Origin of the sequence: Streptomyces sp. P9-2B-2 (genome assembly GCF_030406865.1) — a bacterium.
Classification (GTDB): Bacteria; Actinomycetota; Actinomycetes; order Streptomycetales; family Streptomycetaceae; genus Streptomyces; species Streptomyces platensis.
Genome location: NZ_CP129126.1, coordinates 4,772,044 through 4,794,560, shown reverse-complemented (window position 1 = coordinate 4,794,560; position 22,517 = coordinate 4,772,044). Strand labels below are relative to the sequence as shown.

Genomic DNA, 22,517 nt, shown 5'->3' with positions numbered 1-22,517 from the left:
CCATGGCGCTCGACCCCGCCCGGCCCGAGCCTCCCGAGCCCGCTCCGCCCGCCAAACCCTCCGAACCGTCCGAGCCGCCGCCCGAGCAGCCCGGGACCGCCGCGCATGTCCGGCCCGTGCCGCCCGCCGCGCCCCCGCCCGACGGCCAGTGGGTACGCACGAGTGAGCTGCGGCCGCTGCTCGCGGCGATGAACGCGGTGCGCGACGGGGACTTCACCACGCGTGTGGAGAGCCCGCCGGCCGGCGGCTCCACCGATGGGGTGCTGGCCGACATGGCCGGCGTCTTCAACCAGATCATCGCCCGCAACGCCCATCTCGCCTCCGAGCTCCAGCGCGTCCGCGGCGAGATCATCCGGCAGGGCCGGCTGGACGAGCGGATCTCCGCGAGCCCCGGCCAGGGGACCTGGACGACGAACATCGTGGCGGCCAACACCGTGCTGGAGGCGCTGGTGGTCCCGCTCGCCAAGGCCACCCGGGTGCTGGACGCGGTGGCCGACGGCGATCTGACCCAGCGGGTCGATCTGCACGACGGCAACCGCCAGCTCCGCGGCGATCTGCGCCGCCTGGGCAACGGCGTCAACCGGATGGTCGACCAGCTGTCGCTGTTCACCGGCGAGGTCACCCGGGTCGCCCGCGAGGTCGGCACCGAGGGCCGGCTGGGCGGCCGGGCCAAGGTCCAGGGGCTGTCCGGCGACTGGCTGCATGTGACCGAGGCGGTCAACACCATGGCGTCCCGGCTGACGGCGCAGGTCCGGGACATCGCCGTGGTGACCACCGCGGTGGCCACCGGCGACCTGACCCAGCAGGTGACGGTCGAGGCGACCGGCGAGCTGCTGGAGCTGAAGCTCACCGTCAACAAGATGGTGGACCAGCTGCGGGCCTTCGCCGACGAGGTCACCCGCGTCGCCCGCGAGGTCGGCACCGAAGGCCAGCTGGGCGGCCGGGCGCAGGTCAGGGGCGTCTCCGGGGTCTGGAAAGACCTCACCGACAACGTGAACTTCATGGCGTCCAACCTGACCTGGCAGGTCCGCAACATCGCCCAGGTGACCACGGCGGTGGCCAACGGCGACCTGAGCCAGAAGATCACCGTGGACGCCCGGGGCGAGATCCTGCAGCTGAAGTCGACGATCAACACCATGGTCGACCAGCTCTCCGCCTTCGCCGACGAGGTCACCCGCGTCGCCCGCGAGGTCGGCACCGAGGGGCGGCTGGGCGGCCGGGCGCAAGTGCGGGGCGTCTCCGGCGTCTGGAAGGACCTGACCGAGAGCGTCAACTTCATGGCGGACAACCTGACGTCCCAGGTCCGCAACATCGCCCTGGTCGCCACCGCCGTCGCGGAGGGCGACCTCGGCAAGACGATCACTGTCGAGGCCAAGGGCGAGATCCTGGAGCTGAAGTCGACGATCAACACCATGGTCGACCAGCTCTCCGCCTTCGCCGACGAGGTCACCCGCGTCGCCCGCGAAGTCGGCACCGAAGGCAACCTGGGCGGTCAGGCGCAGGTCAGGGGCGTCTCCGGGGTCTGGAAAGACCTCACCGAGAGCGTCAACTCCATGGCGCTCAACCTGACGTCCCAGGTCCGCAACATCGCCCAGGTGACCACGTCCGTGGCCAACGGCGACCTGTCCAAGAAGATCGATGTGGACGCCCGCGGCGAGGTCCTGGAGCTGAAGGACACCGTCAACACGATGGTCCAGCAGCTGCGGGCCTTCGCCGACGAGGTCACCCGCGTCGCCCGCGAGGTCGGCACCGAGGGCCGGCTCGGCGGCCGGGCCCAGGTCCACGGCGTATCCGGCGTCTGGAAGAACCTCACCGACAACGTCAACTCCATGGCGGACAACCTGACCTCCCAGGTCCGCAACATCGCCCAGGTCGCCACCGCCGTCGCGAAGGGCGATCTGTCCAAGAAGATCGACGTCGACGCCCGCGGCGAGATCCTCGAACTGAAGACGACGATCAACACGATGGTCGACACCCTGTCCTCGTTCTCGTCCGAGGTCACCCGTGTCGCCCGCGAGGTCGGCAGTGAGGGCCAGCTCGGCGGCCAGGCCCGGGTCGAGGGCGTCTACGGCACCTGGAAGCGGCTCACCACCAGCGTCAATGAGCTGGCGCTGAACCTGACCACGCAGGTGCGGGCGATCGCCGAGGTGGCCAGCGCGGTCACCCAGGGCGATATGTCCGGCTCGATCACCGTGGACGCCCAGGGCGAGGTCGCCGCCCTGAAGAACAACATCAACCTGATGGTCGCCAACCTCCGCGAGACCACCCGCGCCAAGGACTGGCTGGAGTCCAACCTGGCCCGTATCGCCAGCCTGATGCAGGGCCACCGCGACCTGGTCGAGGTCGCGGACCTGATCCTGCGCGAGCTGACCCCGCTGGTGAACGCGCAGTTCGGCGCGTTCTTCCTGGCCGAGGCGGGCGCCGAGCCGGGCGAGGGCCTGGAGCTGATCGCCGGTTATGGCACCGGCCAGCCCGAGGGCCGCCGTTCCCTGCCGCGGCTGCGGCTGGGCACGCCCGGCTGGGGCCTGATCACCCAGGCCGCCATGGAGAAGAAGCGCATCGTCGTCGACGCCGCCCCGCCGGACTACATCACCATCAGCTCCGGACTCGGCGCCTCGGCCCCGGCCAGCATCGTCATCCTGCCCGTCCTCTTCGAGGACCAGGTGCTCGGTGTCATCGAGCTGGCCTCGTTCAGCCGGTTCAGCGAGGTCCACCTCGCCTTCATCGACCAGTTCGTGAACACCATCGGCGTCTCCATCAACACCATCATCGCCAACTCCCGTACGGAATCCCTCCTTTCGGAATCCCAGCGGCTGACCGCCGAACTCCGCCAGCGCTCCGACGAACTCCAGCTGACGAACGCCGAGTTGGAGGAAAAGGCGGCCCTGCTCGCGACCTCATCGCAATACAAGTCGGAATTCCTGGCGAATATGTCGCACGAACTGCGCACCCCGCTGAATTCCCTGCTGGTGCTCTCCCGGCTGCTCGCCGACAACCCCGACGGCCGCCTCTCCCCGCAGGAGGTGGAGTTCGCCGTCACCATCCACCGCGCGGGCTCCGACCTGCTCCAGCTCATCAACGACATCCTCGATCTGTCGAAGATCGAGGCCGGCCGGATGGACGTCCACCCCAAGACCCTGCCGCTGATCAAACTCCTCGACTACGTCCGCGCCACCTTCCGGCCGCTCACCGTCGACCGCGGTCTCACCTTCGACGTCACGGTTGGCGAGAACGTCCCCAAGGAACTCTTCTCCGACGAACAGCGCCTCCAGCAGATCCTGCGCAATCTGCTGTCCAACGCGGTGAAGTTCACCTCCTCCGGCAGTGTGGAACTCATCGTCCAGCGGGTACCGGGCTCGGATTTCGAGGAGGAGTCCCTGCGGACCGCCGACGATGTCATCGCCCTCTCCGTCAAGGACACCGGCATCGGCATCTCGCCGGAGAAACTCGACGGCATCTTCGAGGCGTTCCAGCAGTCCGACGGCACCACCAACCGCAAATACGGCGGTACCGGCCTCGGCCTGTCCATCAGCCGCGATATGGCCGCACTGCTCGGCGGCCGGATCATCGCCGAGAGCGAGCCGGGCGTCGGCTCCACCTTCACCCTGTACGTGCCCGCGCGCTATACGGGCCCGTTCCCCGCCCCGAGCCCCACCGCCGCCACCCGCCCCGCGGACAGTACCGCCCAGTCCAACCCCGTCCTGGCCGAACAGCTCACGGCCGAGCGCGAACCTCAGCGGAGCGCACCGACCGGTGACCTCTTCCCCACCCCGGCGGCGGACCAGGAGCTCTTGTCCCCCACAGGAGAGCGCTCCCCCGACGGCGCCGCCGTCACCTGGCCCGAAACCACCCGCCTCAAGGACTGGCTCAGCGGACGCGCCGGCGAGGTGCTGGCCGCGCGCCGGATCCTCATCGTCGACGACGACATCCGCAATGTCTTCGCGCTCACGCATGTACTGGGCCGGGTCGGTATCAGCGTGAAGTACGCGGAAAACGGCCGGGAGGGCCTGGAAGTCCTCGACCGGACACCGGATGTCTCGCTGGTGCTGATGGACATCATGATGCCCGAAATGGATGGTTACGAGATGATCAAGGCGATCCGGCAAGCGCCTCGATTCGCCGACCTGCCGGTGATCGCCCTCACCGCGAAGGCCATGCCCGGCGACCGGGAAAAGGCGATCGAGAGCGGGGCCAATGACTACATCCCCAAACCGGTCGATGTGGACCGGCTGCTGTCCGTGATCTGCCGCCTTCTCGACCCGGAGCACGGTGAGCCGTCGCCGCACCCCGAGACCGGTGACCCCGAGCCCGGTGACCCCGGTCCCGCTGACCCCGATATCCCCCATGCCTCCGAAGACAGCGTCGGCATCGGCCAGGACGACCAGGGAACGACGGGGCAGGAATCATGACGACCACACCCGATACCTCACCCAGCATCCTCATCGTCGACGACATGGAGGAGAACCTCGTCGCGCTGGAGGCCGTTCTGAGCTCCCTCACCCAGAAGGTGGTCCGTGCACGTTCCGGCGAAGAGGCCCTCAAGGCCATGCTCCGCGAGGAATTCGCGGTGGTGCTCATCGACGTGATGATGCCGGGCATGAACGGTTTCGAGACCGCCGCCAATATCAAGGGCCTCGACCAGACCAAGGACGTCCCGATCATTCTCCTCACCGGTGCCTCGGTCGACCCCAATTACGCCTATCGCGGCTACACGGTCGGCGCCGCAGACTTCCTCATCAAGCCCTTCGACCCCTGGCTGCTGCGCACCAAGGTGAACGTCTTCCTGGAACTGCACCGCAAGAACCGCCAACTGGCCGCCCAGGCCGAGCAGTTGAAACGCCTGCTGACCTCGGACGAACAGCCCCGCGGCGAGGGCACACCGGCCGCCCCGCCGCCGGGTGCCGCGCACCCACCACTGCCCGCGACGACGGTGTCGGCCTCGGCCGCCCCGCACCCGCCGGTGGAAACCGAAGGCGCCCGGGAGGCCCAGGAAGCCGGGGGATCAGGAGCGGCCGGGGGAGCCGGGGAGGCCGTAGCGCCTGGGGAGGCCGGAGCCCCCGGGCAGTCCGCCGCACCCCCCGAAAGCCAGGAATTCCGGGCGCATTCCGAGCCCCCGCCGCCGCCCGTTTCCCCCGAGGCCGGCGACGCCTCCCGGCTGGCCGAGATCGCCGGTCAGCTCGCCGAGGTCGAACTCCTCCTGCGTGACGCCCAGGGCACCGACAAGGCCCGCCTGGCCGACCGCATCGCGGAATTGGAACAGGCGGTGGGCAGGCTCCTGGTGAGCCGGGGCACCTGAATCCCCGCGCCGCACAGCAGTGCCGGCGGCGCCCGGTGGACACCGCCGGCACAACCAGCTCTTCCCGTTCGGCTCGCTGCCGCGTGACGCCGAGAGCGCTACGCTTCCGGGCCTTCTTGGGCCCTCTTGCCCCGGACCCCCCGAACCTTGTTGACGGTAAAGGCGTACACGCCCCCGAGGGCGAATATCGCCAGATACTGAGCCCAGGTGACGTCATCGAGCGCTCTGTTCACCACAGCGACCACACCGGCCCAGAGAACAGTGAATGCAACAAGGCTCTTCATTGACTTTCCCCGATTCAACGTTCATATGCGGCGCGGGTATGGGTCAGATACCGCGCCCTCTTTGCCGCCCACGAACGTAGCTGCCGATACGCGCCCAGGGAAACCCCGTCGAACCGATCTTGAGCTTGATTGGGCTTGACGATTTTGTGAAACTCGCACGCGGCAATAGATGTTCACGTTTCGGTCGACTGATACGCAATATCCAAGTATCTGCGGACGCGGGAACGTTGCGAAGCAGGGGCCGGGAACCCCGGTCCCTTACGACCGTCCGCCGAACTGCCAGTTGTGCACCTCGATATCGGTGTACCGGTACCGGTACCGGTCCTGGGCCAGGACGGCGCGTGCCGTCTCCGGGTCCGCCGCCCGCACCAGCGCCGCCGTCCCCAGCCGGCTGGCGCCGTCGTCGGACAGCAGCGGCCCGTACGCGATCAACTCGTCCTGCTCGGGCGGCACGTCGAGGTCAGCGGCCTTCCCTGCGCCGAGGCCGAGCACCAGATACCGGTTGCCGTCGGTCTCGCCACCAGGGAAGTCCCACATGGTGCGCCCGAGAATGTTGCGCCACCGGCGCAACATCACGTCGCGGTACACGCCCGCCTGGTAGCCGGGCTCGTCGAAGGCGAACGCGCGGGCGGCGGCCGGATCCGGCAGGTCGACGATGTGCACACTGCCGGTGGGCGTCTCGCCGTCGACGGCCATGGTCGGCCCACGGGCGATCATCTCCGCCCCGTACCCGTCCATATAGGACCAGTGCTCTTCCAGCAGCTCGTCACGCAGCGCCAGGGAATCGGTCCGGTCCCGGTGATAGCAGAAGAATTCCATGCCCACAGTCTTCATCACCTTGCGCACTCCTCGCTCAACAAGCAGGAATAGGCGCCTAGTTCGGAGATCTGGTGCGGCCCGGCGCTCCCTATCCTGGCCGCATGACTGAGACGCACACGTATGACGTAGCGATCGAATGGACCGGCAACCTCGGCTCGGGTACGGATACTTACCGTTCCTTCAGCCGTGCCCATGAAGTCCTGGCGACGGGAAAGCCGCCCATCGCGGCCTCCGCCGACCCCGCCTTTCGCGGCGACCCGTCCCGCTGGAATCCTGAGGAGCTGCTCGTGGCCTCGGTGGCCCAGTGCCACATGCTCTGGTACCTCCACCTCTGCACGGTCGGCGGAGTGACCGTCGTCGACTACGAGGACCGCGCTCACGGGGTCATGACCATGGACGCGACCGGCGGCGGAGGCCGGCTCACCGAGGTCGTGCTCCGCCCCGAGGTGACCGTTGCCGAGGCATCGATGGTGGACACGGCCCGCTCGCTGCACGGTGACGTGCATGCGGTGTGCTTCATCGCGCGCTCGGTGAACTTCCCCATCCGGCACGAGCCGGTCATCCGGGTCCAGTAGGGAGGCGCTCGGCTGCCGCCGGGTGGCGGCAGCCGCGGCAGTCGCGGGGCGGCCCACTACGGGTAACGCGGCAGATCCTGCGTCGGGATGGTCCACTCCGCGATGGTCACGTCCTCGCCGTAGACGAACTCCTTACGGGTCGCATAACGGGGGCCGCTCGGCGTCGGATGGATGTCGGAGAGCACTGCGCCCGAGCCGCTACGCGGGTCAAAGATCACGTACACAGGAACGCCCAGCAGCGGATAGTCGCGCATCTTGCTCACCCAGTCGTTGTCCGGGTTGGAGCGGGAGACCACTTCGATGGCCTGGAAGGGTGTCGTCCATGGACTGAACGAACTCCCGCATGGCCTGGTACAGAAGGGCGTCCCGTCGCGCGTCGTCGGGGGCCATGGTCATGGCGCTCGCTCCTTGTCTCTGTCGATCTCTGTCGGCATTTCTGCCGACGTGCCGGCCGGAGTCCTCGGCGTCTTGCTAAGCGGCACCCCGCTCCCTCGCCGGGTGGCGGCAGTCGCGGCAGCAGCCCGGGGTGGGGGCGCGGAAGGCGCGCTCGCAGCCGTCGCAGGTTTGCAGCGGGGCCGGGCGGGCGCGGGCGGGGGCGGGGGCGGCCGGTGATGCGGCCGGGAGGGGCGGCGGGAGCAGTTCCGTGAGGCGGTGGGTGAGCAGGGCCGCCGGGTGGCGGAGGGTGGGTGGCAGGCCGGTGGTCAGGGCGTTGCGTACGGCTTCCGGGGAGGCCCCGCGTTCCAGCCAGGCGGCGACGGCCGGGGTGAGCCGGTGGATATCCCGTACGGAGAGCAGCAGGCGGGGGTCCTCGTACCGGAGGTTCGCGAGGAGGGCGGCGGCCGGGGTGTGGTGTGCGCGGGTGCGGGGCTCGGGCGGTGGGGGCGGGGGCTCGGGTCGTGCGTGGGGAGGGTCGACACGTGCGCAGGGAGGCTCGGTACGTGCGCGGGGAGGCTCGGGGGCCGGTGCGGGTGCGGGTGCGGGTGTGCGGGAGGCGTTCGTCGGGGCGGCCGGCGGCGGGGCGACGGCGGCACGGCGTTTGGCCTGCTCGGCGGACTCGCGGGCGCGGCGGGCGCGGGTGGCTGCCGGGTTGTTGTACGAGAGCGTGAGCGTCACCATCCGCCCGTCGTCCGTACGCCGCCGGACCCGCTCCAGGTAGCCATGCGCCTCCAATTCCCGTAAGGCGGCGGCGATCCGGCCCCGCCCCTCGGGGAAGCGCTTGGCCAGCGTCCGGATGTCGACCGGCGCGCCCTCGGGCAGCGACTGGATGTACGCGGCGAGCCCGATCGCCAGGCCCGACAGCGAACGGTGCTGGGTGAGGTGGTTGCCGACGATCGTGTAGCCGGGGTCCTGGAACTCGGTGACCTGGTGGACGCCGGCCGGGTGGGGCGACGGTGATCGGCGATTCACGTACTGGGCGCGCGCAGGCGCATTAGGCTTCTCTTCAGCCATCGGGAAGGTCCGTCTTCCTCGTTGGTCAGGCCCTCGATCGGGATGCCAGTCCCGGCCGGGGGCCGTCGCATGTGTGCGGGTTTTTGGGGTTGTTGTTGCCGAGAGTGCATGCACGGCGGCTGCGGAAGCCAGTCCTCCGGTCATGGATCACCCAAGTGAGTGACGGCGGGTGCATCGGGGCGGGGCTGGGCTGGGTGGGATCGGTTTCTCTGCCTGCGGTTATGGGTCTTTTACGGGCCGAAACCCCGGCGTTCGGCGCACCGGCGCCCGGTTTTCCGGCCTCCGGTTGACGAGCGGCCGACCTCCCTCCCCTCATCGGCCCCACATCGGCAGGTCGAACTCCGCCCACACCGTTTTGCAGGGGAACGGCCCCCGACAGGTGCCCCAGCGGTCGGCGAACGCGTCGACAAGGATCAGGCCGTGCCCGGATTCCCGTAGCCCCATGGCTTGTTGCACCGGATGCCGGTCACCGCGCGCATCGGTCACCTCGACACGGAGCGTGTCCACGTCAGACGACATCACGAGCCGGAAGTCCCGCCCCGGCACCCTCCCGTGCGAGGCCGCGTTCGCGGCGAGCTCGGCAAGAACCTGAGCCGGAACCTCGAACGGCATTCCCCAGGACCGGAGTTGCTCGGTCCCGAGCAGCCGCGCGAGACGTGCGCCCCGGCGGGTGGCGGACAGCTGAACGTGGAAGTGGAGCTTGTGCTCGGCGATTTCCTGATTCATGTCACTCAGCGTGGTCGCGCGTGCTTACGCTGGATAGTGATGACGCCAGTACTCATGGTGATGTCCATGGGTTGTCCAGAGGTGTCCCCGCTGTCCAGGAGGTGGAAGTGGATGCATGTTGACGGTGCGGAAGACGGGGGTTGGGAACTCGACCCGGAAGACGACGCCCAGGCGACCGTTGAGGCGGTCGGGCGCCAGCTCAAAATGTGGCGGGAGGCGGCGGGGCTACGTCCGGCAGAGTTCGGGGCGGCCGTGGGGTACGGGGAGAACCTGATCTACAAGATCGAGCGTGGTGTGCGTATCCCGCGTCCCGAGTTCCTCGACAAGGCCGATGAGGTCTTGGACGCAGGCGGGAAGATCGCCGCGATGAAGAAGGACGTGGAGCGGGCTCGGTACCCGAAGCGGATTCGAGACCTGACGAGGTGGGAGTCCGAGGTCGTCGAGCTGGGTGCGTACGGCAATCACAACCTGCATGGGCTGTTGCAGACGAAGGAGTACGCGCACGCACTGTTCGAGATGCGACGCCCTGCCTACTCGCCAGACAAAGTAGAACGCGAGGTGGGCGCGCGCATGGCTCGTCAGTCAATCTTCGCCCGGACTCCCGCCCCGGCGCTCATGTTTGTCCAGGAAGAAGTGACACTGCGCCGCCCCATCGGGGGCACAATGGTTCTGCGACAGCAACTCGAACACCTGTTGGAGGTTGGTAAGTTGCGGAACGTCGAGATCCAAGTGATGCCGACGAACCTCGACGACCATGCTGGGATGGGCGGCGAGATCGAGATTCTGAAGTTCGGGGACGGTTCAGTAGTGGGGCGCCCCGATGACCCGTTCAGCAGCCGTCTGATCTCCGGCCCGAAAGAGACCCGGATCCTCGAACTGCGGTATGGCATCATCCGGGCCCAGGCTCTCACGCCCCGGGAGTCGCTGGCCTTCATCGAGAAAGTGCTGGGAGAGACATGACCCTCAAGCCCTCTGCCGGAGGCGATTCCGAGCTGGAGTGGACCAAGAGCAGCTACAGCGGCCAGGGCAACGGCAACGAATGCCTCGAAGTCGCCTGGCAGAAGAGCAGCTACAGCGGCGACAGCGACAGCAACGAGTGCCTCGAAGTCGCGGCCTGCCAGGACACCATCCACATCCGCGACTCCAAGAACCCCCACGGGCCGCAACTGCACCTCAGGCCGACCGCCTGGGCCGACTTCGTCGCGTACGCCGCCGACCAGGGCTGAGTCAGGCGAGGGGCTCGGGCGCCTTGCTCCTGGGCCCTCCCGCATCGCCCGTGTTGAGCGTGCCGACCGGTTCGAGGAGAAGGATGGCGGTCTCCTCCTCCGCCACCGGACAGTGCTCGACACCTTGCGGCACCACGTACAGCTCGCCGGGCCCGAGCGTCACCTCACCGTCCCTGAGCTGGATGGTGAGCCGGCCGCTGACGACCATGATCAGTTCGTCGGTGTCTTCGTGCGTGTGCCAGACGAACTCCCCCTTCAGTTTGGCGAGTTTGACCTCGTAGTCATTGACGTCGGCGATCTTCTTCTGCGACCACAGGTCACTGAACTGCGAGAGTTTGTCGGCGAGATTCACGGCCACGGGAGAGTTGGTCATGCCTTGAGACTGCCGTGACCGGAATCCGGCGGTCTTGTACGTTCCTGGCATGACAGACGGCCCGCCCCGTACGACGATCAGCGCCTGGCGCCCGTCCGTGCCAGGAATCGCCGAGGTCTTCCACGCCCACTTCACCGAGCACGCGTATCCGTCCCACACCCATGACACCTGGGCGCTGATGATCCTCAACGACGGAGCGGTCGACTTCGCCCTGGACCGCCACCGTCATGACGCGACCGGCAGCGGCACCGTCGTCCTGCTGCCGCCAGGTGTCTCCCACGACGGCAGAACGGTCACCGCGAACGGCTTCCGCAAGCGCGTGCTCTACCTGGACGCGTCCGTACTGCCCGAGGAGCTGACCGGCCGGGCGGTGGACGGCCCGGTGTTCGGCGACGAGCTGCTGCGCCACCGCATCCACCAGCTGCACACGGCCCTGGGGCACGCGGGCGACGGGTTCGAGGCGGAGTCCCGGCTGGCCTTCATCCGGGAACGGCTGCACGGGCACCTGGACGCGCTGCGGCCGCCGCGTACACCGGGCAGGGAGGCGAACCGGCTGGCCACCGCGTTGCGCGAGCTGCTGGACGCCCGGCTGCCGGCCGGCCTCTCCCTCCAGGAGGCGGCCGCCGCCCTGCACGCCCACCCCACCCACCTGATCCGCTGCTTCAAGCAAACCTACGGCCTGCCGCCACACGCCTACCTCACCGGCAAACGCATCGACCGGGCCCGGAGACTCCTGCTCGACGGCCACCGCCCGGCCGAGGTCGCGGCAGACGTCGGCTTCCACGACCAGGCCCATCTGCACCGGCACTTCACCCGCCACGTGGGCACGACCCCGGCGCGCTACGCGGGCCGGCCGATCAGGCCGGGACGCTCACCTCAAGGCGCGTGCTCCGGCCGTCCGGGATGAGGCGCAGCCGGTGCCGGTGCACGCCGGGACGGCCGGCGGCCACGTACTCCTCGTACGCCCTCGTCACCTCGTCCCACAGCTTCCTGGCGCCATACTGGGCCACGGCGAAGGCCGACGTCTGCCGTCCGTCGTAGTCCACGCAGGCCCAGCTGGACGTCCGGCCGTCGGCCAGCCGGAGCCGCGTATGGGCCTCGTCCACTTCGGTGTCCCACACGTGCCAGGCTCCCGGCACGCGGAGGCCGATGTACATCTGTGCGTCGAGGTCGTTCCCGGCAACGGCCCAGGGGGACACCGCCGTCACGGACCGCTCGGGCTCCTGACCCGTAGGGGGCATACCGGCTCGTAGCTCGGCGTCGACCTGCTGGGCGCGCAGGAGCATGAACGACCCGTAGGGGGCGAGCGTGCCCTCGGCGGTTCCGTCCGCCTGCTTGGTGGCGTGGAGCATCCCGAAGTTGCACCAGGGGGTGTCCCACGGGATGACGAGGAGACCGCCGGTCACGGTCTGCTCCAGCCACGGGAGCGGCACGGTCCGGACGGAGCAGGTGGCGATGATCCGGTCGTAGGGGGCGTTCGGCTGCCAGCCGCCCGCGCCATCCGCGCAGACCACCTCGGGCTGCCGGCCGCAGGCCTTCAGCGCCCGCTGTGCGCGGCGCGTCAGCTCGGGGTCGACGTCGAGCGAGGTCACGTTCTCCGGGCCGCAGAGGAAGGCGAGCAAAGCCGCGTTGAACCCGGTGCCGGTGCCGATCTCCAGCACCGAGTGCCCCGCCTCCGCGCTCAGCGCCCGCAGCATCCGTACGACCACGCTGGGCATCGACGCGGAGGAGGACGGGAAGCGGTCGCCGTCGGAGCTCTCCGTGAAATGGGTGACCAGGGGGGCGTCGCTGTATGCCGCGCGCCACCAGCGGTCGGGTTCGTCCTCCCGGTCAGCCGGCTCGTGGCCGCCGTTCCCGTCACGCAGCCACAGGGTGGGCGGCAGAAAGAGGTGGCGGGGTACGGCGCGCAGGGCGGCTTGCAGGTGAGCGGGGACGGGGGAACCGAGCTGCTCGGCGATCTGGTCCAGCAGATCGCCGAGGGCTTCATCAGGGGCCAGAGGGTTCTCGGGTTCCGGAGAATGCGAAGTCAACGGGCCTGCTCGGGCTTCGGCGGCGGAGTCGGCTCCGGGGCCGGTGGGCGCGGAGGGTGCATGCGCCGAGTGTGCCCGATCGGGCCGTTACGGGTGTCCCGATCAGACCGAGATCATCGCCAGCTCCGGGTCTTCCCGGAGTTTGGCCAGGGCGCGGGAGACGGCGCTCTTGACCGTGCCGATCGAGACCTCCATGATCTCGGCGGTCTGGGCCTCGCTCAGGTCCTCGTAATACCTGAGGACGACCATGGCCCGCTGACGGGCGGGCAGTCGCATCACGGCGCGCCACATCGCGTCGCGCAGGCTCTGGAGTTCGGCCGGGTCGGGGGCCGGCAGCGGGTCCGGCTCCGGCATCTCGTCGACGGCGAATTCCTCGACCTTGCGCTTGCGCCACTGGGAGGTACGGGTGTTGATCAGCGCGCGGCGGACGTAGCCGTCCAGGGCGCGGTGGTCCTCGATCCGGTCCCAGGCCACATAGGTCTTGGTCAGCGCCGTCTGGAGGAGGTCCTCGGCGTCGTTCGGGTTGGGAGACATCGACCGCGCGGCGCGCAGCAGGACCGGCCCCCGGGCCCGTACATAGGACGAGAACGTCGGGAACACAGCGACGGTCGAAGCGCTGGTGCACACTGGCGTGGTCATGGGCACCACGCTAAGAGCGAGGGTGGGGTGGACGGATCGCCCCCAGGTGCCGAAGCCCTATCAGCCTGAAGTTGTACGGGTGGGGTCTGCCTCACCTCCTCAGGGGGGACAGGGGGCAGAGAAGAACGTGACCTGCGGCGGACGGCCGTCCTCCGGACCGCCCCGCCTCAGCCCTCGGCCCAGGCGGCCTCTTCGTCCCGCGCGGTGTCATACGCCTGGCGTGCGGCGATGACCTGCGGGAGGTGCGACTCCGACCAGCCGTGGAGGGTCTGGAAGACCGGTACCAGAGTGCGGCCCAGCTCGCTGATCTCGTATTCCACCCTGGGCGGGATCTCCGCGTGGTAGGTGCGGACCACCAGGCCGTCGCGCTCCAGCTGACGCAGTCGCTGGGTGAGGACCTTGGGGGTGATGGACGGCACCAGTCGCTGCAACTCGTTGAAGCGCAGCCGTCCGTGGTGTTCGAGCACCCACACGATCGGTGTGGTCCAGCGGCTGAACAGCAGGTCCACCACCGGATTGATCGGACATGGCTGCTCGTTCGGCCCGGTCATGGTCCCTCCCGATCCGCCCGGCCCGCCATGGGCGCAGGGCACTTTCCTGGAGGTAACCACTATACCGAGGAAAGTAGCGTGGAGGGAGCGGGCCGGTACCGGACGGACCGCCGGCACGACCGCCACCTGAGGCGCAGGCGCGCGCCCCCTACGAAGGAGCATCACCATGACTTTCCCGGCACTCCCCGAGCGGGCGGGCGAACGGCCCGAGACCGGGCCCGAGGTCCCGCACCTCCAGCTCACCCAGACCAGCCCGCCCCCGATCAGGGAAGAACTGCGCCAGTGGATGGCCACCACGCTGCCGTACACCACCACGGGCCGCAGCAAGATCTCCGCCCCGAGCAGCTGGGCGGTGTTCCTCGACGCTGTCGCACCGGCCGAAGGGGCCCGACTCCTGCCGCCGCGAGGCGACTCGGAGTTCGCGCATCTGCACGCCGACGGCAGCCTGCACCTGGCCCTGGACCCGGCCGACCACGCCACCTTCCTCGCCTCCGGGTGGGGCGAGCGGCACCCGCTCTCCCACCTCGGCATCAACGTCCTCATGCTCTACGCCCCGCGCGACTTGGCGGAGCTGGAGGTGGCCAAGAAGGTCGTTGCCGCCTCCTACCGCTATGCGACCGGTCAGGCACCGGCCGCCACCGCCGCGGCCTGACACCGGCAGCGGCACCGCCCCCCACCCCCAGGCACCCAACTCCCTTGAAAGGAAAGGCTTTACCGATGTCCAGCAACTCCGCCGACCGCGCCTCCGACAGCGAGCGGGGCACCAAGACCCGGGCATTGTCCGGAAAGGCGATGCTCACTGTGGTCGCGGTCTTCACCGGGATCTCGCCGTACGTCGCCGACTGGAACGAAACCCACGTACTGAATCCGCTCTGGCCCCCGCATGCCAAGTTCCACAACGGCCAGACCATGGCGATGGGCACATTGCTCGCCCTGGCCACCCTGTACTTCGTCTGGCGCCGCCGCGGTGACACCCGCACCAATCTCTACGCCGCCACCGGATTCGCCGGCCTCTACTGGGTCAGCCAGGCAGCGGCCATCCTCTACCCCGGGGCGGCGTACTTCGACCGCCCCTTCGACACACCGGACATGCACGTCATGGGGCTGCCCGTGCAGGCCGTCATCGAGATCGTCATGCTCGGCCTCATCGCGGCCGCGGTGGCGCTGAGCCGCCCGGCGCCGCCTCCCGGCCGTCCGGTGCTGCCGCAGGGCCGTCCGGTGCTGCCGCAGGGCCGCCCGGACGCCGGATGACGACGGTCACGCAGCGTCCGCGCCGAGGACCAGCCCCGAGGTCGGCACGCCGGTACCCGCGGTGACCAGCACATGCGCGGGGGTGCCCGCCTGGTTGACGGAGGTGCCGCGGAGCTGGCGGACGGCCTCGGCGATGCCGTTCATCCCGTGCAGGTAGGCCTCGCCGAGCTGGCCGCCGTGGGTGTTCAGGGGGAGCATGTCCGCGGCGACGAAGTCCGAGGCCTCGCCGGGCGCGCAGAAGCCGAACTCCTCCAGCTGCATCAGCACGAACGGGGTGAAGTGGTCGTAGAGGATCGCGACGTCGATATCGGCGGGGGTGAGGCCGGCGGTGCGCCAGAGCTGGCGGGCGACCACGGTCATCTCGGGGAGGCCGGTCAGACCGTCGCGGTAGAAGCTGGTCATCTGCTCCTGGGCGCGGCCCGCGCCCTGTGCCGCGGCCGTGATCAGCGCCGGTGGGTGCGGCAGCGTACGGGCCCGCTCGGGCGAGGTGACCACGATCGCCTGGGCGCCGTCCGTCTCCTGGCAGCAGTCCAGCAGCCGTAGGGGTTCGACGATCCAGCGGGCGGCGGCGTGGTCGGCGAGGGTGATGGGCTTGCCGTAGAAGTACGCGGCCGGATTGCGGGCGGCGTGGCGGCGGTCGGTGACCGCGACCGGGCCGAAGGCGTCCGGGGTCAGCCCGTAGGTGTGGAGGTAGCGCTGGGCGGCCATGGCGACCCAGGAGGCCGGGGTGAGCAGGCCGAAGGGGAGGTTCCAGCCGAGCGCCGCGCCCTCGGCGGACGGCTCCCGCTGCTGCACGCCGGAGCCGAAGCGGCGGCCGGAGCGCTCGTTGAACGCCCGGTAGCAGACGACGACTTCGGCGATTCCGGTGGCGACCGCGAGAGCCGCCTGCTGGACGGTGGCACAGGCCGCGCCGCCCCCGTAGTGGACCCGGGAGAAGAACGAGAGCTCGCCGATACCGGCCGCCTGGGCGACGGTGATCTCCGGGTTGGTGTCCATGGTGAAGGTGACCAGCCCGTCGACGTCCGCGGGGGTCAGCCCGGCGTCGTCGAGCGCGGCGCGTACCGCCTCGACGGCCAGTTGCAGCTCACTGCGGCCGGAGTCCTTGGAGAACTCGGTCGCGCCGATGCCGGCGATGGCGGCCCGGCCACCTAGGGAGTCGGGGCGGCGGACGCTCATGCCTTGTCCTCCGGGGAGTCTTCGGGGAGGGCGTCCGGGGCGCGTTCGGGGGCGCCTTCGGGGATCCCTTCCAGGATGCCCTCCGGGGCGCCTTCGGGGATGCTCTCCGGGACGCCATCCGGGAGGGCTACGGTGACCGTGCCGGTGACGTGGTGGCCGATGCCGTTCGTGCCGACGACCCGCACCACCGCCGTGCCGTCCGTCACTTCGGTGACGGTGCCGCGCAACACCATGGTGTCGCCCGGGTAGTTCGGGGCGCCCAGACGGATGGCGACCTTGCGCAGGGTGCAGCGCGGGCCGAAGTGGTCGGTGATGTAGCGGCCGACGAGCCCGTTGGTGGTGAGGATGTTCATGAAGATCTCCGGAGAGCCTTTTGCGCGGGCCGCCTCGGGGTCGTGGTGGACGTCCTGGTAATCGCGGGAGGCGAGCGCTCCGGCGACGATCAGGGTGCGGGTCAGGGGGATGGTCAGGGCGGGGAGCTCGTCGCCGGGGTGTGGGGCGGCGGGTCTGGTGTCGCCGGGTTTCGTGGCACCGGTCGTCATGGGGCCTCCGTCCGGGGTGAGGGGGTCGGGCGGTCGGCAGGCGCCGGGCACGCCGTGGTGAGCAACTCGCCCAGTTCCTCCAGGACTTCGGCGCCAGAGCCGAGGTATCCGGCGAGCTGTCTGCCCCAGAGGAAGTGCCGGTGGACGGGGTGGTCGAGGTCGGCGCCGATGCCGCCGTGCAGATGCTGGCCGGTGTGCACCACGCGGGTGCCCGCCTCGGATGCCCACCAGGCGGCGGTCAGCGCATGCGGTCCGGCGTCCAGGCCCGCGTCCCGGCGCCAGGCCGCCTCATAGGCCGTGACCCGGATGGCCTCGATGTCCATGTGGGCGTCGGCGGCGCGCAGCAGCACACCCTGGTTCGTGGAGAGCGGGCGGCCGAACTGCTCGCGGATGGTGGTGTGGGCCACCGCACGGGCCAGGGAGCCGGCCGCGACTCCGGCCTGGAGCCCGGCGAAGGCCGTCCGGGCGAGGGCCAGGATGTCGGCGTAGCCGTCGCGGACGGCGGGCCCGGTGGGGTGGGGGAGGGCGCTGGGGGCCGGGACCAGGCGTTCGGCAGCGGCTTCCGCGCCCAGCCGTTCAGCCGGAGCGCCGTCCAGGGTGAGGCGGCCCGCCGACCACGGTGCGGTGGTCTCGACGGGGTCCCGCCGCACCCCGGCGGCATCGGTGCGTACGAGCCACAGCGTCCGCGTGGCACCGTCCGGCACCAGCACATGGCTGGCCGCGCACAACCACGGCACCACGGGCACGACGCCGGTCAGCCGCCCCGTCCCGTTCGGCGTCCCGTCCGACGTCGGGTCAGCCGTCGGGTCCGCCGTCCCGCCCGCCGTGCCCTCGGCCCGTACGCCGCCGCGTCGCGCCGGGAAGGCGCCGGTGGCGACCGCCTCGCCGGTCCGCAGCGGCGGCAGCAGCCGCGCCCGCTGCTCCGCGCTGCCGTGAGCGCCGATCGCCAGCAGGCCGTACACGCAGGTCGCGGCGAACGGCACCTGCGCCGTCGTACGGCCCTGCTCCTCCAGCATCAGGACGAGTCCGAGCAGGCCGGTCTCCTCCGCGGCGCCTGGTAGGCCGGCCGCACACAGCGCCTTCCACAGGGCGGCGTCGGTACCGCTGCCGCCGGCGGCGAGGCGCTCCGGTGTGGACAGGTCGCCGAAGATCTCCGCGGCCAGCTCACGGGCCGCCGACTGTTCCGGGGTGGGCGTGAAGTCCACTTCACCCCTCACCCCCCTCGGCCACCCGGAAGACCGGAAGCTCCAACTCCTCATCCGCGCACAGAAATTCGAGCCGTACCGCCATCCCGATCCGGACCTTGTCGTAGGGGACGCCGACGATGTTGCTGACCATCCGCACGCCCTCCGCGAGCTCGATCAACCCGACCGCGTAGGGACTCGCCGTGCCGGAGCCTGCTGCGTCGGGGGCCGTCGCGCCCGGGCCGGGCGCCTCCGAGCCCGTCCCGTACGGGCCCGTCCCGTCGGCCGGTGCGTCGGGCACCGTGAAGGCGGGAAAGGGCGGATGGTGCATCACGACGTAGGAGAAGACCGTCCCCGCGCCGCTCGCCTCGACGGTGTCCCACTCCGGTGACCCACAGGTGTTGCACCCCGGCAACCAGGGGAAGCGCAGCGTCCGGCAGCCCGTACAGCGCTGAATCAGCAGCCGGTGCCCACGAACGCCCTCCCAGAAGCCGGCGTTGTCGCGATTGATGACGGGGCGGGGGCGACGGGGGCGGGGGTGCTGGGGGGCTTGGGGCTGCTGGGGTGCCGCGAGCCGCTCGCCCGTCTTGGAGGGCAGGTCCGCCGTCTCGGGGCGCCGCTCGTCCGTCTTGGACGACCGATCGGCCGCCTCTTGAGACCGCTCCTCCGTCTTGGGCAACCCCGCCGCCGGGGCGTACTTGAGGACCCGGAAGCGATGCGTCCCGGCCGGTTCGCCGTCCGCCCGGATATCCATCCGCGTCGTGATGAAGTGCCCGACCCCCAGCTTCGTGGTCTTGCACTCCGACACCGACTCGATCACCGAGTCGAAGGTGATCCGGTCACCGGGCCGCAGCGGCCGCAGATACTCCTGCTCGCAGTCGGTGGCCACGATCGAGGTGTACCCGGCGCCGTCCAGCAGCCCGGACAGCTCGTCGTACGCCCCCGAGCGGTCCGCGTGGCCGGAGAGACCGCCCATCGTCCAGGCCTGAAGCATGGTCGGCGGAGCGACGGCATCCGGCCCCCGGTAGGCGGGGTTGGCGTCGCCCACGGCCTCGCACCAGTGCCGGATCATCGGCTCATTGACCAGGTCCTTGCCCACGCCGGGGGCCGAGGTCGGCCGGCCCTCATAGGCATTGAGCTGCTCGTATGCGAGCTGCACCGGGCTCATCGCCGCCCCCTCCGCATCCCCAGCCGCATCGTCGCGACGATCTCCCGCTGGACCTCGCTCACGCCGCCCCCGAAGGTGTTGATCTGCGCCGCACGGTTCATCCGCTCCAGCTCCCCGTCCCCGAAGACGCCCGGCGAACCGGCCCGTACCAGGGCGGCGTCACCGGCCACCTCCTGGCACATCCGGTAGACCTCGACGGTGCTCTCCGTCCCCGCGAACTTGACGCCGCTGGCGTCCCCGGGGCTGAGCGTCCCGGCACCGACCTCGTCGACCAGCCGCCAGTTCAGCAGCCGGGTGGCGGCCAGCCGGGCGTGCGCCTCGGCGAGCCGGGACCGCGCCCAGGGGCGGTCGGCGGGCCGCTCGCCGGTCTCCGGGTCCGGCGTACGGGCGTAGGCCAGCGCCGCGTCCAGGGCGTCCTCGGCCTGCATACCGAGGGCGGCCAACGCGACGCGCTCATGGTTGAGCTGATTGGTGATCAGCTGCCAGCCGGCGTTCTCCTCCCCTACGAGGTTCCCGGCCGGGACGCGTATGCCGTCGTAGTACGTGGCGGTGGTCGTCAGCCCGCCGAGGGTTTCAATCGGCGTCCACGAGAAACCGGGGGCGTCGGTCGGCACCAGGATGATCGAAATCCCCCGGTGCTTGGGCGCGTCGGGGTCGGTGCGACAGGCGAGCCAGATCCAGTCGGCCCGGTGGGCGTTACTGGTGAAGCTCTTGGTGCCGTTGATCAGCCAGTGGGCGGCCTCAGCGGTGCCACTAGCGGCCTCGGCGTCGTCGGTGGTGCCGTCGATGCCCTCGGCGTCCTTGGTGGCGGCGCCGATGGCCGCGGCGCTTCCGATGACCTCGGCGCCCCCGGTGTCACCCGCGGCGCCCGGCTGCTTCACCGCGCGGGTGCGGAGGGCGGCGAGGTCGGTACCGGCCTCGGGCTCCGTATAGCCGATCGCGAAGACGAGCTCGCCGCTGAGGATGCGCGGCAGGAAGTAGTCCTTCTGCTGCTGGGTGCCGTACTTCATCAGGGTCGGGCCGACGGTGTTGAGCGTGACCATCGAGACCGGCGCGCCCGCGCGGTACGCCTCGTCGAAGAAGACGAACTGCTCGTCGGGGCCGCGGCCCTGCCCGCCGTACGCGGTCGGCCAGCCCAGGCCCAGCATGCCGTCGGCGCCGATCCGGCGCAGTACCGCACGCTGCGCCGCGGCGTCCTCGACCGGCCCGTCCGGCAGCAGCTCCCGGAAGTACGAACGAAGTGCGGCGCGCAGCCGCTCCTGGCGCGCGGTGGGGGCGAGGTGCACGTCGGCGGCCTCCCCTTCTGGTGGCCGTACGCCCGGTGCGCTGGGTCCGGACACACGAACGAGCGAGCGGGTTTCTGACTGTCCGTCAGAAACCCGCTCGCTGTCAAGGTCGGCGCAGTGAACCCCGGAGAAGCCCATTCTCTCCGTGCCGACCCTGACGTCTCCCCTACCGGCCTGCCGCCGCGCCCCCTGCGCAGCGGGCCGGATCACTCGAAGTTGTTGAAGGTGACGGTGGAGTTGGTCTGGTCGATGTCCGTGGGACCGGAGGAGCCGTTCACGCTCGCGGTGTTGTTCTGGTTGGAGGCGCCGGCACCGTTGGCGACCTGCTGGCCGGTGGTCGAATTGCCGAGGTTGTCGCCACCGACACCGGTCCCCGTCTGGCTCGTCGCCGCCGAACTCGACCCACTGGTCGCGTAGCCGCCGTTGTCGGCCTGCGCGACGCCGGTGAAAAGGGTGGCCGCAAAGGGCAGTGCGGCGGCAACGGCGAGGACGCGGGCGGTACGGGTGCTTGCCATGTCTCTTCTCCTCCTACGGAACACGACTACTGAACTCCGCTTTCTCATCAGGTGGTTGGCCGACCACCGCGATGCTTGTCTCGACGTCGCGAACTCAGCTTTGCCCACGAACCCCCGGCGAACCCGTCGCGAGGCGGCGATTCCCCCGCAAGCATGAGGAACCCCGCGTAAACCCCTGTCACACACGTACCCCCGGTCACACCCTTGCGGCGACACCAGGTCTCGCGGGCAGGCCGTTCGCGGCGCGGCCGACGAGCCCACCCCGGCGCATCGACGCACCCGGCGCGCGGGTCAATGCGAACACGCCCCCTTCCTTTCCTCGAACGTTCGTACGAAAATAGAGCCATGGCCATGCACCGCCGCCATGCCGGAAGACCGACCGACCATCCGCCCGACCCATGCGCCGACCTGCGCCCCGCCCGGCCCATGCAGGCGCCCACCACCGCACCCATGGATCGGCCCGCCATCACGCCCATGGACCCGACCACCGCCATGGACGCACCCACCGCCGCCATGGACACACACGCCTCCGCGCTCACGGACCCGCCCGCCGCCGCGCTCACCCAGGCACTCCTCGCCGCCGAGGCCGGCTACCCCGTCATGCCGCTGACCCGCAGCAAACTCCCCGCCATCCGGTCCCCGCACCGCGGGCACCCCGAGAAGCCGCCCTGCCGCGGCGCCTGCGGCCGGCTCGGGCACGGCGTACACGACGCGAGCACCGACCCGCTCACCGTCCGCCGTATGTTCGCCGCCGCCCCTTGGGCCACCGGCTACGGCATCGCCTGCGGACGCCCTCCGCACCACCTCATCGGCATCGACCTCGACACCAAGAACGGCGCCGACGGCCTGACCGCCCTCCGGTTCCTCGCCGAACAGCACGGCTTCCCGCTCCCGCCGACCGTCACGGTCCTGACCCCCAGCGGCGGCCGCCACCTCTGGTTCACCGGCCCGCCGTCCCTGCCCGTACCGAATTCGGTCGGCCGGCTCGCCCCGGGCATCGACGTCCGCGGCGCGGGCGGCTATCTCGTCGGCCCCGGCTCGCTCACCACCCACGGCCGGTATGTCCTCGCAGCGGACACACCACGCCACCCCGCCCCCGTGCCGAACACCCTGCTCACCCTGCTCACGACCCCGCCGCCACCCGCCCACCGCGAGCCGCCGTACGGCGTCCCGCCCCAGCCCGCCGCGGCGCTCATACGCTTCGTCCGGTCCTCCCCGCGCGGCCAGCGCAATGCCCGCCTCTTCTGGGCGGCCTGCCGCGCCCAGGAATCCGGCCTCGGCCAGGAACTCGCCGCCAGGCTGACCGACGCCGCCTGCCACACCGGCCTGTCCGCAGAGGAAGCCCGCGCGACGATCGCCTCTGCGGCCCGCCGGGGCTAGGGGGCACCCGTCAGCCGACAGCCCATCCAGAAGGGGCACCCTGAGGA

General features: G+C 70.4%; 21 protein-coding genes and 2 pseudogenes. 9 read left to right on the top strand and 14 right to left on the bottom strand.

Annotated features, from left to right (window positions below; genetic code table 11):
* The first annotated feature begins 188 nt into the window (after positions 1-188).
* Positions 189-4,409 carry a HAMP domain-containing protein gene (locus QT196_RS20955; protein WP_290356691.1) on the top strand — a complete coding sequence of 1,407 codons (4,221 nt, stop codon included), beginning with the start codon at positions 189-191 and terminating at the stop codon, positions 4,407-4,409.
* Positions 4,406-4,849: pseudogene (locus tag QT196_RS20950) on the top strand (response regulator); the annotation flags it as partial. The gene QT196_RS20955 and the pseudogene QT196_RS20950, both read left to right, overlap by 4 nt.
* Positions 4,850-5,838: 989 nt before the next feature.
* Here the strand turns inward: QT196_RS20950 and QT196_RS20945 are convergent.
* On the bottom strand, positions 5,839-6,399 hold the full coding sequence (locus QT196_RS20945) for a YciI family protein (RefSeq protein WP_290356690.1): 561 nt from the start codon (positions 6,397-6,399) through the stop codon (positions 5,839-5,841).
* A 101-nt stretch (positions 6,400-6,500) separates the two neighbouring features.
* On the opposite strand from QT196_RS20945, the gene QT196_RS20940 reads away from it, so the two are divergent.
* Positions 6,501-6,974 carry an OsmC family protein gene (locus QT196_RS20940; protein ID WP_168480531.1) on the top strand — a complete coding sequence of 158 codons (474 nt, stop codon included), beginning with the start codon at positions 6,501-6,503 and terminating at the stop codon, positions 6,972-6,974.
* A 56-nt stretch (positions 6,975-7,030) separates the two neighbouring features.
* Here the strand turns inward: QT196_RS20940 and QT196_RS20935 are convergent.
* From QT196_RS20935 to QT196_RS20925, 3 genes and pseudogenes are all read right to left on the bottom strand, one after another.
* Positions 7,031-7,370, bottom strand: a pseudogene (locus tag QT196_RS20935) (hypothetical protein).
* A gap of 75 nt (positions 7,371-7,445) precedes the next feature.
* Positions 7,446-8,423, bottom strand: a complete 978-nt coding sequence (locus QT196_RS20930; RefSeq protein ID WP_290355420.1) for a helix-turn-helix domain-containing protein — start codon at positions 8,421-8,423, stop codon at positions 7,446-7,448.
* A 312-nt stretch (positions 8,424-8,735) separates the two neighbouring features.
* Positions 8,736-9,149 (bottom strand): ATP-binding protein, encoded by a 414-nt coding sequence (locus QT196_RS20925; RefSeq protein ID WP_290355418.1) that lies wholly within the window; start codon positions 9,147-9,149, stop codon positions 8,736-8,738.
* 111 nt (positions 9,150-9,260) lie between these two features.
* Here QT196_RS20925 and QT196_RS20920 point away from each other — a divergent pair, with 111 nt between their 5' ends.
* Both QT196_RS20920 and QT196_RS20915 read left to right on the top strand, forming a co-directional pair.
* Positions 9,261-10,109 carry a helix-turn-helix transcriptional regulator gene (locus QT196_RS20920; RefSeq protein WP_290356689.1) on the top strand — a complete coding sequence of 283 codons (849 nt, stop codon included), beginning with the start codon at positions 9,261-9,263 and terminating at the stop codon, positions 10,107-10,109.
* Complete coding sequence (locus QT196_RS20915) at positions 10,106-10,375, top strand: DUF397 domain-containing protein (protein ID WP_168480529.1); 270 nt, start codon at positions 10,106-10,108, stop codon at positions 10,373-10,375. Before QT196_RS20920 ends, QT196_RS20915 begins: the two co-directional genes overlap by 4 nt.
* Position 10,376: 1 nt before the next feature.
* Here QT196_RS20915 and QT196_RS20910 read toward each other — a convergent pair whose 3' ends face one another.
* Positions 10,377-10,748 carry a cupin domain-containing protein gene (locus tag QT196_RS20910; RefSeq protein ID WP_290355416.1) on the bottom strand — a complete coding sequence of 124 codons (372 nt, stop codon included), beginning with the start codon at positions 10,746-10,748 and terminating at the stop codon, positions 10,377-10,379.
* A 49-nt stretch (positions 10,749-10,797) separates the two neighbouring features.
* Here QT196_RS20910 and QT196_RS20905 point away from each other — a divergent pair, with 49 nt between their 5' ends.
* A complete protein-coding gene (locus QT196_RS20905) occupies positions 10,798-11,655 on the top strand; it encodes an AraC family transcriptional regulator (protein WP_290355414.1) in 858 nt (285 codons plus the stop codon).
* Here QT196_RS20905 and QT196_RS20900 read toward each other — a convergent pair.
* The 3 genes from QT196_RS20900 to QT196_RS20890 all read right to left on the bottom strand — a co-directional run bounded on the left by QT196_RS20900 (position 11,606) and on the right by QT196_RS20890 (position 13,968).
* Complete coding sequence (locus QT196_RS20900; RefSeq protein WP_290355412.1) at positions 11,606-12,778, bottom strand: methyltransferase domain-containing protein; 1,173 nt, start codon at positions 12,776-12,778, stop codon at positions 11,606-11,608. The two genes, QT196_RS20905 and QT196_RS20900, sit on opposite strands and share 50 nt — an antisense overlap.
* Positions 12,779-12,880: 102 nt before the next feature.
* The gene (locus QT196_RS20895; protein WP_290355410.1) at positions 12,881-13,417 is read right to left on the bottom strand and encodes a SigE family RNA polymerase sigma factor; all 537 of its coding nucleotides are present in this window, start codon (positions 13,415-13,417) and stop codon (positions 12,881-12,883) included.
* 167 nt (positions 13,418-13,584) lie between these two features.
* On the bottom strand, positions 13,585-13,968 hold the full coding sequence (locus QT196_RS20890; protein ID WP_168480524.1) for a helix-turn-helix domain-containing protein: 384 nt from the start codon (positions 13,966-13,968) through the stop codon (positions 13,585-13,587).
* Positions 13,969-14,134: 166 nt separating this feature from the next.
* Here QT196_RS20890 and QT196_RS20885 point away from each other — a divergent pair, with 166 nt between their 5' ends.
* Together QT196_RS20885 and QT196_RS20880 are read left to right on the top strand one after the other, a co-directional pair.
* Positions 14,135-14,620, top strand: a complete 486-nt coding sequence (locus QT196_RS20885) for a luciferase family protein (RefSeq protein WP_168480523.1) — start codon at positions 14,135-14,137, stop codon at positions 14,618-14,620.
* A 65-nt stretch (positions 14,621-14,685) separates the two neighbouring features.
* Entirely contained in the window at positions 14,686-15,219 is a 534-nt protein-coding gene (locus QT196_RS20880) for a DUF6640 family protein (protein ID WP_168480522.1), read from the top strand.
* 6 nt (positions 15,220-15,225) lie between these two features.
* Here the strand turns inward: QT196_RS20880 and QT196_RS20875 are convergent, their stop codons facing one another.
* The 6 genes from QT196_RS20875 to QT196_RS20850 form a co-directional block, all read right to left on the bottom strand.
* Positions 15,226-16,395: a lipid-transfer protein gene (locus tag QT196_RS20875; protein ID WP_168480521.1), complete on the bottom strand. Its 1,170-nt coding sequence runs from the start codon at positions 16,393-16,395 to the stop codon at positions 15,226-15,228.
* Positions 16,392-16,937, bottom strand: a complete 546-nt coding sequence (locus tag QT196_RS20870; protein WP_248001233.1) for a MaoC family dehydratase — start codon at positions 16,935-16,937, stop codon at positions 16,392-16,394. The genes QT196_RS20875 and QT196_RS20870 overlap by 4 nt, the downstream gene beginning before the upstream one ends.
* Positions 16,934-18,142 carry an acyl-CoA dehydrogenase family protein gene (locus QT196_RS20865; protein ID WP_290355408.1) on the bottom strand — a complete coding sequence of 403 codons (1,209 nt, stop codon included), beginning with the start codon at positions 18,140-18,142 and terminating at the stop codon, positions 16,934-16,936. The genes QT196_RS20870 and QT196_RS20865 overlap by 4 nt, the downstream gene beginning before the upstream one ends.
* Before the next feature lies 1 nt (position 18,143).
* The gene (locus QT196_RS20860; protein ID WP_290355407.1) at positions 18,144-19,289 is read right to left on the bottom strand and encodes an OB-fold domain-containing protein; all 1,146 of its coding nucleotides are present in this window, start codon (positions 19,287-19,289) and stop codon (positions 18,144-18,146) included.
* Positions 19,286-20,575 carry an acyl-CoA dehydrogenase family protein gene (locus tag QT196_RS20855; RefSeq protein ID WP_290356688.1) on the bottom strand — a complete coding sequence of 430 codons (1,290 nt, stop codon included), beginning with the start codon at positions 20,573-20,575 and terminating at the stop codon, positions 19,286-19,288. The genes QT196_RS20860 and QT196_RS20855 overlap by 4 nt, the downstream gene beginning before the upstream one ends.
* Before the next feature lie 206 nt (positions 20,576-20,781).
* Positions 20,782-21,090, bottom strand: coding sequence for a hypothetical protein (locus tag QT196_RS20850; protein WP_168480518.1), 309 nt, complete (start codon positions 21,088-21,090; stop codon positions 20,782-20,784).
* Positions 21,091-21,603: 513 nt separating this feature from the next.
* Here QT196_RS20850 and QT196_RS20845 point away from each other — a divergent pair.
* Positions 21,604-22,470, top strand: coding sequence for a bifunctional DNA primase/polymerase (locus QT196_RS20845; RefSeq protein ID WP_266738998.1), 867 nt, complete (start codon positions 21,604-21,606; stop codon positions 22,468-22,470).
* Positions 22,471-22,517: the final 47 nt, after the last annotated feature.